Genomic DNA, 10,637 nt, shown 5'->3' with positions numbered 1-10,637 from the left:
GATGTTGATAAAAATTCTTGGTCTTACGGTGCAATTAGTGCATTAGAGGAAAATGGGGTTACAATTGGTACTGGAGGTAATATGTATTCTCCAAAAATGTTTGTAACACGTGAAGCGTATAGTCAGTTCTTATATAACTCTATTAATGCAGTTGAAAAAGAAACAAAACCAGAGCCAAAACCAGAGCCAAAGCCAAAGCCAGAGACAAAACCAGGGGTAACGCCAATAGGTATTCCCAATGCGTTAGTGACAGATGATTTTTTCTTTGATAGATATTCAATTGAAATTTCATCTGTAAGAGAGCAATCTATTTCTAAACAAGGTCAAAATCTTGTTACTGAAGTAAATAAGAAATATAATGCGAATTTCAGATATAGATATGTAGCATCAGAAATTGATCTATATACTCCTAATTTACCAAGAATGATTGACTCTCATGGTTCATTTTCGTTTGTTGGGAAGGATGAAGATAACTTCTATTTCATGTTTGTCGTTGACAAATCAACTGTTGAGCTAGCGAAAAACTGGATGCATATGATAAATCCGAATTTCACTCTTGATAAAGAGATTGATAGATTAGTAAATCCAAATCCAGAATTTAAAAAAGAAATTGATAGTTTTGTAAAAAATGATAAGGATTATATCAATCGTTTTGAAAAAGATAATCATAGCGTAGAATTAAATGTAAGTCCTCTACAGTGGGTAAAACCTGGGGAGTCTGTAGTTACTCTACATCCAGATTACTATGTATTAGGAATTTCTGTACAAGGAAAGTAATATTTAAGTAGTGTATTGATTTTTGTACAGTGAAGGATAGACAATATTAGGGCTTATTGATTTTTTGAAAAAGACCTACTGTTATTGAAGTGCACCCCAATTGTTAGACACATAATTAACAATTGGAGGTGTATTTTTTTATTTGCTTTAACTGTATAGATTTTTTAAACAATAGATACTATTTCATTTCTTCTGCTTTAACGATGGAGCACTCTCTTTTTCTCGTCAGCGTTTGAACCAACAATTAAAACATCTTAATGCCTTTAGCAAGGCTTGTAAAATTCCAAAAGTTCAACAGGAATATTATTTTTGTATGCTATACATGCTTTTGTATCACCACGCTGAATGGTCTTTTGGTCAATTAACAAAAGCGCAGCAAACGTATTTGCCTCTATCTCTAATTTATCAACGGAAAAGAATGTATTCTTACGCAGAAAAGGTGTATTTGCATGAGTATGTAGAACCGCGTGTCCTAATTCATGGGCACAAACAGTTCTCTGCATAGATGGAGATAAATTAGTATTAATAACAATGAAACGATTTCTTTTTTCATATTTATAAAAACCATTTATTTCTTCATGTAAATCCCATGTTAGTACATGTATTTTTAAGTAATCTGCAAGCTCATAGGGGTTTTTCGTGTTGTATTTGGTGCAAAGTTGTTGGACTAGATCTCTAATGACGAATTTCAATGTTTTCCCTCCTAAGCTTGCATCAGTTATCGTCTGGATTACGATATTTCTTAGGCACGTATTTTTTATTGATTACTTTTGTTTGTTTTACAATGTACTCCATCGCATCTAATAATGACTCTACCGCTTCTTGACTCATAGGTTCACCAGAGAACATTAAGCCATCTTCGCCTTGTAGATCTTTCTTTATTTCTTCCATTCTTTTTGCTATATCTTTCTCATCTTTTGGCGTTACTTGTTCGTTTGGTTCGCCTGTAACAGATCGACCAAGTAAATAGTCAGCTGAAACTGAAAAGCAATCAGCTAATTTAGTTAAAACATCATGTGGAGGGAACCTCTCTTCTGATTCGTAGTAACCTATCATTCTTTGGGATACGCCGATTTTTTCTGCCAGTTGTTTTTGAGTTAAATTCTCTTTTTTTCGTAAGGATTTTATTCTAAGTCCTATCACATCGTTCACCTCTCTAATTGAACTAATTGTTCTCTTTGAATTCATTTTAGCACAAAAAGTTCTTTTATGCATTGACAAAGAACAATTAGTTCTTTAATCTGTATTTAGAACTAATTGTTCTTATGGAGGTGTGATAATGGGAAATAAAATGTACGATCCGAAAAAAAACTTATATAAAGAAATTGCTAGCTATTGCGGAGTAACTGAACGCTATATTCGAATGATTGATCAAAAAGAAAGAACGCCATCAATGGAGACAGCTAGGAAGATTGCACAGTTTTTTGATAAGAGTGTAGATGATATTTTTTTTAGTAATAAATCGAACTTTAAGTTCTTTTTAACCGCACTTTGGTTTAAAAAGTGTAGAAAGTAGATTTTGTCATGGAGAAGTTAAGAGTTGCAATAAGTAAGTAAAAAAGGTTTGAAAATATGAGAGGTAGATAATATGGGGATTTTCCGAGTAAAAAAAGATAATAATTATTCCGTTATTAATAATACCGGTCTAAAGGATAAGAGGCTTTCTTGGAAGGCGAAAGGAATATTAGCTTACATACTTACACTTCCAGATGATTGGGTGTTTTATAGAGAAGAATTATCGCAACATGCAAAAGACGGTATTAATAGCTTAAGAGCTGGAATGCAGGAATTAAAAGAGTACGGATATATTAGAAGATTTCCTGTTAGAGATGAAAAAAACAAAATTGTTAGATGGGAGACAATTATTTACGAAATCCCAGTGGATGATTATCCACCAGTGGAAAACCCACCTGCTGGAAAACCTGTTGCTGGTAACCTACCGGTGGATAATCACAAGCTACTAAATACTAATATACAAAGTACGAAAGAACTAAATACTGATATACAAAATATAAATCATATTCATGATAATAAACAAAGTTTACTCTCAAAAAAATTAACAAATGAAGATTTTAAAATAAGTCATCAATTTTTGATGAAGAATAGAATTTCATTAAGTGAAATAGCAATTATAGAGCTTGGTGCATTTTGTGAATCATTAGGTAGTGAACTAATTGGGGAAGCAGTAAATAGATCAATTGATGAAAATGTACCAAAGTGGAGATATGTACGTGGGATTCTTAAAAATTGGGAAGCCAAAAAGGTAAAAACACTCAAGGATGTAGCTATGCTAGATGCACAGTTTGATCTTGGTAAGAATAAAAAACAATTTGGGTCAGGGAATACCAATCGAAATGAAATGGTACCAGAATGGTTACATGAAAAAGAAGATATTCCAGAAGAGCAGCCTATAAAAAATAATGAGTTAACTATTGAAGAAGAGCGTGAGAGATTAAAAACTTTATTAAAAAAATATAAATCATAATTAATATTTATAAATTTTATTAAATTGATAATAAGGTTAGCTTATCTTTGGTGATAAAAATAAAAGCAGCATTTAAATAAAGAAAAGTAGGGGGATTATTATATGTTTGACTGGCTCAAAGATTATCAGAAACTAGAAGAAGAAATTGCATATTTAGAATATAACTTAGACAAATCAAAAGCAGAATTAAAGCGCTGGACTAGTGGGGACTTGCAAAATGTACGATTAACTGCTGAATCGGAAGGGGCTAAAGTAGAAGATCGGATTGAAGCGATTGAATATGAATTAGGACATAAGATCAATGAAGTATTTGATTTAAAGATTTTAATTAATAAGTTTACAGGATTAGATCATCAAATTCTCAAAATGAAGTATGTTGATGGAATGACTTTAGAACAAATAGCGTTTGAATTACATTATAGTACAGGCTATATTCGTCGAAAACATGCTGAAATAAAAAAGATTGTCAAGTTTGTAGATGGGTTTTAATGTTACCTTTTTGTAGGATACATGCAGTGTACAGAAAGTATTGAAAAAGTGATTTATAGTAGTAATATAAGATTTCGACGAAAGGGCAACTATTTTTATGGTTGCTCTTTTTGTTGTGAAAGAAGGTGAGCAACATGAAGTAATTTTAAAAAATAATTTTCATTTAAGTGTTAGAGGTACTTAGTAGATTAAGAGTTTTATAGAAAAAATAATAGGAAAATAAGGAGAGATTTAGTAATGAGTATATTAGCTGCTTCAGTTAAAACAAAGAATCTGCCACAACAAGTGTTACGTTGGCAATCAATGGTAGAAAGTGAATGTTCAGCACAAGGTGTGTCTGAATTAGTTCCCTATGTACTTGGGATTATTATGGTGGAGAGTGGAGGAAACTCTGAAACAACACCTGATATTATGCAGTCCAGTGAATCACAAGGTTGGGCGATGAATACAATTAAAAATCCTAAAGATTCAATTTATTATGGAGTAAAGCATCTAAAAGGAGCTTTTGATGATGCAAAGAAAAATGGCATTACAGATTTAAGTGCCATTGTTCAATCATATAATTTTGGACGAGCTTACCTTCGCTGGTTAGCTTCTAACAATAAACAACATTCATTACCGGTGGCAGATCAGTATTCTAAAACGGTTGTTGCGCCATCACTTGGTAATACAACTGGTGCTATGGTCAAGTATAGTCAGCCTATTGCTGTTGCATATAATGGTGGCTATCGATATAAAAATGGAGGGAATTTCTTCTACTCTGAAATTGTTAAACAATATGTAGATTTTGATGAAGCTGGTAATAACAATAAACCAATACAACCGGTGGGCTTGGGGATTGCTGTAAATAAATATCCGAATAACGGTGGGATTAATCTATATAGCCAACCACAAGGAGGATATTTTACGAGGGTAATTTATGATAAAACACCGTACCTTATTATAGATGCAGCGTGGTATGAAAATCCTATGATTTGTCTAGGAAACGAGGCATGGGCTGCTCTGGAACATTTCGATGTGCAATGGTTTAGTGCTTATTCAAAATATCCCCCAGGCGGTGGTATTAACACATATGATGGTCCTAACGGAAATTATACAGGTTTTGTAGATGGATCTGCTCCATATAGAGTTTTTGGACGATTAAATGGTTATATAGATATTGGAAATAATACATGGGTAAAAGAAGAACATTTTAATGTTAAATAATGAAGGATAGCTTTTCGTTCTGTTCATCTTAAAATTTGAACAACTAAAATATATCCAAAAAATAATAAATATAGACAGTGAATGAAGGTGCTCATTTAAGTACCTTTTTTAAATGGTGTAAAAATAGAAAGGGAGACTAATATGACAAAATTTATTTATCCTACAGATACAACGAGAGTAACAAGTGGTTTTAGAGGCAGCAGACCAGATCACCATGGGATAGACCTTGCTGAAGCAGGTTATCACCCTATTTATGCAGCGGCTAGCGGTCAAGTTAGTCGTTCTTATTTTTCATCTAGTTATGGTGAATGTATTATGATTGTGCATACAATTGATGGAGTTACATGGGAAACTGTATACGCTCATATGCGTAGTGGTTCTCGAACAGTAAACGAAGGTGATTATGTTTCACAAGGACAAACTATTGGAGTTATGGGAAATACGGGGGATTCTAGTGGCCAACACTTACATTTTGAATTGCATAAAGGACGTTGGAATGCGAGTAAAAGTAATGCTGTGAATCCGTTAGATCACTTGGGTAAAGATAGTGGTGGTAACAATACTGATAAACCAATTCAACCAGTAGGTCTGGGGATTGCTGTAAATAAATATCCGAATAACGGGGGAATTAATCTATATAGCCAACCACAAGGAGGACATTTTACGAGGGTAATTTATGATAAAACACCGTATCTTATTATAGATGCAGCGTGGTATGAAAATCCTATGATTTGTCTTGGAAACGAGGCATGGGCTGCCTTGGAACACTTCGATGTGCAATGGTTTAATGCTTATTCAAAATATCCCCCAGGCGGTGGTATTAACACATATGATGGTCCTAACGGTAATTATACAGGTTTTGTAGATGGATCTGTTCCATATAGAGTTTTTGGACGACTAAATGGTTATATTGATATTGGAAATAATGCATGGGTAAAAGAAGAACACTTTAATGTGAGATAGTATTTTGAAATCTATAAATATCAAATTAAATGGAAGAAGCAGTGTGATACTTTTTTATGAATTCGTTTAAAACGATGGTGTAGGAGTGTAGAGAGGAATTAAAGGAAGAGCAACTGATAAACAGTTGCTCTTTTTCTTTTTTAGCAGGTGAAGACAAGGAATTTATTAGAGAAAATGCTGGCCGTATGGAGATTAGGTTACTAGATGTACTAAATAATGCAGTGAGAATTTTAGTAATAAAAACGAGAGAATAAAAAGGAGATGTTCAGTAATGGAGATTAGAAAAAAATTAGTGGATTCAAGTAAATATGCTATAAAATGTCCCAATGTAATGAAGCCAGAATTCATCACAGTACATAATACGTACAATGATGCATCAGCTGAAAATGAAATTTGTTATATGATTGGAAATAATAATGCAGTTTCGTTCCATGTTGCAGTAGATGACAAAGAAGCAGTACAAGGTATTCCGTTTGATCGTAATGCTTGGCATGCTGGTGATGGTAACGGAAATGGTAATCGTAAATCCATCGGAGTGGAAATTTGCTATTCTTTAAGCGGTGGGGATAGATATTATAAGGCGGAAGATAATGCAGCAATTGTTATAGCTCAGTTAATGAAACAATTCAACATTCCAATTAGTAATGTACGTACACATAAATCGTGGAGTGGGAAACATTGTCCACACCGTATGCTTGACGAGGGAAGATTGGATCAATTCATTGAGAAGGTAAATAAAGCATTTAACAACAATAATAATAAACCAATACAGCCAGTAGGTCTGGGGATTGCTGTAAATAAATATCCGAATAATGGAGGGATTAATTTATATAGCCAACCGCAAGGAGGATATTTTACGAGGGTAATTTATGATAAAACACCGTATCTTATTATAGATGCAGCGTGGTATGAAAATCCTATGATTTGTCTAGGAAACGAGGCATGGGCTGCTCTGGAACATTTTGATGTGCAATGGTTTAGTGCTTATTCAAAATATCCACCAGGCGGTGGTATTAACACATATGATGGTCCTAACGGAAATTATACAGGTTTTGTAGACGGGTCTGTTCCATATAGAATTTTGGCACGAAAAGATGGTTATTTGGCGATTGGAAATAATGCATGGGTAAAAGAAGAACATTTTGATGTGAGATAAGGTTAAAGAATTAGAGTCACTCGTATGAGTGGCTATTTAATTTTTGGATTGGAGTATGATTGGAAATAGAAAATGTCAGTAGTGTTCTATACTAAGTTGTTTTTATGTATCGATTCAAGAATAAAAGGAGTAGTTTAGTGCGTGATTTGTTTATGTTGAATTAAATAAGAAGTGGGAAAGAGGTGGCAAAATGGATAGTTTACAAGAGGTGAAAGGTGATATTCAGGAAATAAGGCAAGATATTAAGGATATACGATTAGAGATTAGAAGTTTAGAAATGCGGACAACAGGTAATGAAAAGGATATTATTAATATCAATAAGCAATTAGATAAAATCAGTGCTAATACAACTTGGATCCTACGCCTTATTATTGGTGGACTAATTGGAGCTGCTCTTACCTTCTTTTTGAAAGGAGGAGGTATGTAATGATTGAAATTACAGCAATGATTGGGGTTGTTGTAGGAATTTCACAAATTGCAAAAACAACTGGACTGCAAACAAAATATATTCCGTTATTTAATTTAACACTTGGCATTACGCTAGGTGTTTTATTTTTGTCTCAAGATATTAAAATGAATTTATTTCAAGGAATGATTATCGGATTGTCAGCTAGTGGATTATTTGACCATACAAAAATTATAAAAAGGGATGCCGATAGAAAATGAAAAAGAAATATAAGCATATTTTATCTATAGTTGTTGCAATGATTTTAGTAGTATCAATTGGAACAAACGCACTTGCTGATAGAACGCTACTTATTCCTGATTTACCAAAACAACCATACCGTTATGGTATAGGAGCTTATGAAGGTGTTGTGGCACATTCTACAGCTACCCCAGAGGCGCCAGCAATTAATATTCAAAAATATGAGTCTCGTACATGGCGTTCAGCGTTTGTTCACTACGCAGTGGATTGGGATGAAAAGATTCAAATTGCATCTACAAAACATCAGGCATGGGGGGCAGGTCCAGCAGCAAATGCTAGATTTGTTCATGTTGAATTGTGTGAGACAAGTGATCCATTGAAATTTAAACGTTCATATGAAAAATATATAGAATTAATTGGGAAAATCTTGCGAGAACGAAATATTCATCCCTCTAAAGGATTATGGACACATAGGGATATTACGTATAAATTAGGTGGGACAGACCATGAAGATCCACTAGATTATCTTCGTAGTCATGGCGTATCTGAGGCTAAGTTCCGAGCAGACGTGTTAAAGGTTTATAACGGGAGCACGGTTACAGTGGATACCAAACCACAAAAAACAAATGAAATATCTGGTACAGTAGAGTCAAATGGTATTGCATATATTGAAGGATACAATGTAAATCTCCGCTTTGGACCATCAACAGAAAATAGTATTATTCGTAAGCTACAAAAAGGTGAGGCTTATAAAGTATGGAATAAATTAGGGAACTGGTTACATTTTGGTGGTAACCAATGGATTTATTATAATTCTTCATATATTCGTTGCCAAGGCAATGAACCTGCTACAGTAATTGGTAAAAGGGTTATTTCAAAAGTAAATAATTTACGTTTCTATGATTCTCCATCTTGGCAGGATAAAGATGTTGCCGGTACTGTAGATATGGGTTTAGGATTTATTATTGATACAAAGGTAATTGTAAATAATTCACCACAATATAGAGTGCACAATAGTAAAGGTAAAACATATTATATAACAGCAAACGAAGCCTATGTGTATGTGAAGTGAAAGAGAGGATCTGCTCTACTATGGGGAGATCCTCTTTTTTATGTATCATATATAAATTAGGTTTAATGGTGAAAAGAGAAGGCTATGAATGATTTTTGGTTTGGAAAAATATTCTTGATATAAAAATAATATAGTGTTATATTAGAATTTAGTGATGTATTTTGAAAATGAGTTTTTGACATGATATAGATTTACTTAAAGATGTCGATTTTGGGAAAACAGAAGGTAAGGTATTAGGTAAAGAGACATAGTGTTTATAATGGGCGTTAATCCTGTATTATAATTTAGGAGAAATATATCAAGTAAGGAGTTTTTTTATGCCGAAATGGGCTAAGTGGATTGCCATGTTTGTGATTTTTATCTGTAGTATTTTAACTATCGACGCTCTTATTGGTAGCAAAAAAGGTATAAAGGTCATTACAGCAGCAGTTGAGGAATTAACCGCAGATGAAAAAAATATAGGAAATCAAAAAGAAATAAAGCAAAGAGCCGAAACAAGTGATTATAAACATTTAGACAAGCAGCATTATGCGTGGGTAATGGATGATTATTTAAAGGACCTATCTGATGTGGCGAACCGATTTAGCATTTTAGAGGCTGATGCAGAAATTAAGGGTACTATAAACAAATCATGGGTTTCAGATGTAGGCGATGTTTTCTATAAAATGTCTTATCTCATCTCTAGTGTACGATATGTAGAACCCCCAACAGAACTAAAGGGTCTACATTCATCTATTTTAAAGGCGATGGATAACTTGCAATTTGTTATAGACAATTATGGAGATGCTGCGAGCCAAACAGATTTAGCGAAATTAGGAAAATGTTTAAAATCGTTAAGAAGTGCTAGGGATACAATAGACGAGGTCCGTAGTGAATTATCCACTTATGAATAATTATCATAAAAACCAATTAGTATTACAGAACATCCTCAAAAGTATAAATGAAGTTTAGCGTTTTCTTTACGGTTAAGGAAACAGTAATCTCAAAGGTTTCAATTCTAATGCTTGGTACATGAAAGAGGATAACAAGCAAGGAATGGAAAGCGAAAGATTAAAGCTGTTGAGTTCATGGACAAGGCTGGCATGAAGAAAGCGACATTTTACAAGAAAATGAGCGATGAAAATCAGTTCAAGCATAAATAACAGGCTTTATCCTTTAAATACTAGAGTTTTAAAGGGAACAGGTCCAAGTACTACAGCTTCATATTTGGTGAACAATAATCAAAAATACATTCCTGAAAATAAGACTGGGAATAATCAACTTTCTGAAAAAAATATAGAACAATATATTAATAACAAATATAATTCAATTAACTCACAAGGTCTCTCTATATTTGAATTTCTTAAAATGTTATTGGATAAAGGTGTACCTATGTCGATAATAACAGAAATATTAGTGGGATTTGTAGAGGGGCACAATAAGAAGATTGAAGAATCGGAGAAAGAAGTAGAAAAAGGATTAGAGAAAGAATTAGATAAAGGATTAGAAGAAGGAATAGTGAATGCTCAAAAACAATAATAATTTTTAGTGAAGAGTAGTTCTATGAAAACATAGAAAATAAATTTTATCATTTTAGCCAAGAAGACTCCTTCCTCAAGGAGCGTGGAGGGGCACAGCCCAGTGAGTAGGTGGGAGATGAATTGGCTTCGAACAAGGGATGGCAATTCATCTTAATTGTTCGACATACAGGAAGTGTTACTCCACTACCTGTCGAATGTACGTTTGGCGTATAATAGTCATATACCGAAATGGAGGTGAATCAAATCATGATTAATAAAGCCTATAAGTTTCGTATCTATCCAAATCAGGTACAAGCAATTCTAATCAACAAAACGATTGGGTG

15 protein-coding genes are annotated in these 10,637 nt (G+C 33.5%); 13 read left to right on the top strand and 2 right to left on the bottom strand.

The features are described 5' to 3' along the window. Positions 1-777: S-layer homology domain-containing protein (locus QO049_RS29935; protein ID WP_284489790.1), on the top strand; the 777-nt coding region annotated here is incomplete at its 5' end. Positions 778-1,040: 263 nt separating this feature from the next. Here the strand turns inward: QO049_RS29935 and QO049_RS29930 are convergent. Beyond that, complete coding sequence (locus QO049_RS29930) at positions 1,041-1,469, bottom strand: ImmA/IrrE family metallo-endopeptidase (RefSeq protein WP_000673778.1); 429 nt, start codon at positions 1,467-1,469, stop codon at positions 1,041-1,043. 22 nt (positions 1,470-1,491) lie between these two features. Continuing rightward, complete coding sequence (locus QO049_RS29925; protein WP_000579788.1) at positions 1,492-1,920, bottom strand: helix-turn-helix domain-containing protein; 429 nt, start codon at positions 1,918-1,920, stop codon at positions 1,492-1,494. A 136-nt stretch (positions 1,921-2,056) separates the two neighbouring features. On the opposite strand from QO049_RS29925, the gene QO049_RS29920 reads away from it, so the two are divergent. The 12 genes from QO049_RS29920 to QO049_RS29865 form a co-directional block, all read left to right on the top strand. Further along, the gene (locus QO049_RS29920; protein WP_098202933.1) at positions 2,057-2,293 is read left to right on the top strand and encodes a helix-turn-helix transcriptional regulator; all 237 of its coding nucleotides are present in this window, start codon (positions 2,057-2,059) and stop codon (positions 2,291-2,293) included. Between the two features lie 72 nt (positions 2,294-2,365). After that, positions 2,366-3,262 (top strand): DnaD domain protein, encoded by an 897-nt coding sequence (locus tag QO049_RS29915; RefSeq protein ID WP_086411689.1) that lies wholly within the window; start codon positions 2,366-2,368, stop codon positions 3,260-3,262. 102 nt (positions 3,263-3,364) lie between these two features. Next, positions 3,365-3,751 carry a DUF1492 domain-containing protein gene (locus QO049_RS29910; protein WP_086398143.1) on the top strand — a complete coding sequence of 129 codons (387 nt, stop codon included), beginning with the start codon at positions 3,365-3,367 and terminating at the stop codon, positions 3,749-3,751. A 237-nt stretch (positions 3,752-3,988) separates the two neighbouring features. Further along, entirely contained in the window at positions 3,989-4,957 is a 969-nt protein-coding gene (locus tag QO049_RS29905) for a lysozyme family protein (RefSeq protein ID WP_061884948.1), read from the top strand. 141 nt (positions 4,958-5,098) lie between these two features. Then, complete coding sequence (locus QO049_RS29900; protein ID WP_098202935.1) at positions 5,099-5,920, top strand: M23 family metallopeptidase; 822 nt, start codon at positions 5,099-5,101, stop codon at positions 5,918-5,920. A gap of 271 nt (positions 5,921-6,191) precedes the next feature. Next, positions 6,192-7,076, top strand: coding sequence for a peptidoglycan recognition protein family protein (locus tag QO049_RS29895; protein ID WP_284489789.1), 885 nt, complete (start codon positions 6,192-6,194; stop codon positions 7,074-7,076). A gap of 190 nt (positions 7,077-7,266) precedes the next feature. After that, positions 7,267-7,503, top strand: coding sequence for a hemolysin XhlA family protein (locus tag QO049_RS29890; RefSeq protein WP_000377824.1), 237 nt, complete (start codon positions 7,267-7,269; stop codon positions 7,501-7,503). Then, on the top strand, positions 7,503-7,742 hold the full coding sequence (locus QO049_RS29885) for a hypothetical protein (protein WP_000570185.1): 240 nt from the start codon (positions 7,503-7,505) through the stop codon (positions 7,740-7,742). The genes QO049_RS29890 and QO049_RS29885 overlap by 1 nt, the downstream gene beginning before the upstream one ends. Next, entirely contained in the window at positions 7,739-8,794 is a 1,056-nt protein-coding gene (locus QO049_RS29880) for an N-acetylmuramoyl-L-alanine amidase (protein WP_284489788.1), read from the top strand. The genes QO049_RS29885 and QO049_RS29880 overlap by 4 nt, the downstream gene beginning before the upstream one ends. A gap of 317 nt (positions 8,795-9,111) precedes the next feature. Further along, positions 9,112-9,687 (top strand): hypothetical protein, encoded by a 576-nt coding sequence (locus QO049_RS29875; RefSeq protein WP_284489787.1) that lies wholly within the window; start codon positions 9,112-9,114, stop codon positions 9,685-9,687. Between the two features lie 223 nt (positions 9,688-9,910). Next, on the top strand, positions 9,911-10,312 hold the full coding sequence (locus QO049_RS29870; protein WP_284489786.1) for a hypothetical protein: 402 nt from the start codon (positions 9,911-9,913) through the stop codon (positions 10,310-10,312). A 248-nt stretch (positions 10,313-10,560) separates the two neighbouring features. Continuing rightward, positions 10,561-10,637 (top strand): helix-turn-helix domain-containing protein (locus QO049_RS29865; protein ID WP_284489791.1); only part of this gene is annotated, 77 nt, incomplete at its 3' end.

The organism is Bacillus sp. RB3, from assembly GCF_030164735.1.
GTDB lineage: Bacteria > Bacillota > Bacilli > Bacillales > Bacillaceae_G > Bacillus_A > Bacillus_A cereus.
The sequence above is the reverse complement of the archived record's forward strand: the minus strand, read 5'-3'. Positions and strand labels throughout refer to the sequence as shown.

Excerpts from the sequence above, each read along its gene's own strand:
- QO049_RS29920 (WP_098202933.1), top strand. The coding sequence starts at position 2,057 with ATGGGAAATAAAATGTACGATCCGAAAAAAAACTTATATAAAGAAATT.
- QO049_RS29915 (WP_086411689.1), top strand. The coding sequence starts at position 2,366 with ATGGGGATTTTCCGAGTAAAAAAAGATAATAATTATTCCGTTATTAAT.
- QO049_RS29910 (WP_086398143.1), top strand. The coding sequence starts at position 3,365 with ATGTTTGACTGGCTCAAAGATTATCAGAAACTAGAAGAAGAAATTGCA.
- QO049_RS29905 (WP_061884948.1), top strand. The coding sequence starts at position 3,989 with ATGAGTATATTAGCTGCTTCAGTTAAAACAAAGAATCTGCCACAACAA.
- QO049_RS29900 (WP_098202935.1), top strand. The coding sequence starts at position 5,099 with ATGACAAAATTTATTTATCCTACAGATACAACGAGAGTAACAAGTGGT.
- QO049_RS29895 (WP_284489789.1), top strand. The coding sequence starts at position 6,192 with ATGGAGATTAGAAAAAAATTAGTGGATTCAAGTAAATATGCTATAAAA.
- QO049_RS29890 (WP_000377824.1), top strand. The coding sequence starts at position 7,267 with ATGGATAGTTTACAAGAGGTGAAAGGTGATATTCAGGAAATAAGGCAA.
- QO049_RS29885 (WP_000570185.1), top strand. The coding sequence starts at position 7,503 with ATGATTGAAATTACAGCAATGATTGGGGTTGTTGTAGGAATTTCACAA.
- QO049_RS29880 (WP_284489788.1), top strand. The coding sequence starts at position 7,739 with ATGAAAAAGAAATATAAGCATATTTTATCTATAGTTGTTGCAATGATT.
- QO049_RS29875 (WP_284489787.1), top strand. The coding sequence starts at position 9,112 with ATGCCGAAATGGGCTAAGTGGATTGCCATGTTTGTGATTTTTATCTGT.
- QO049_RS29870 (WP_284489786.1), top strand. The coding sequence starts at position 9,911 with ATGAAAATCAGTTCAAGCATAAATAACAGGCTTTATCCTTTAAATACT.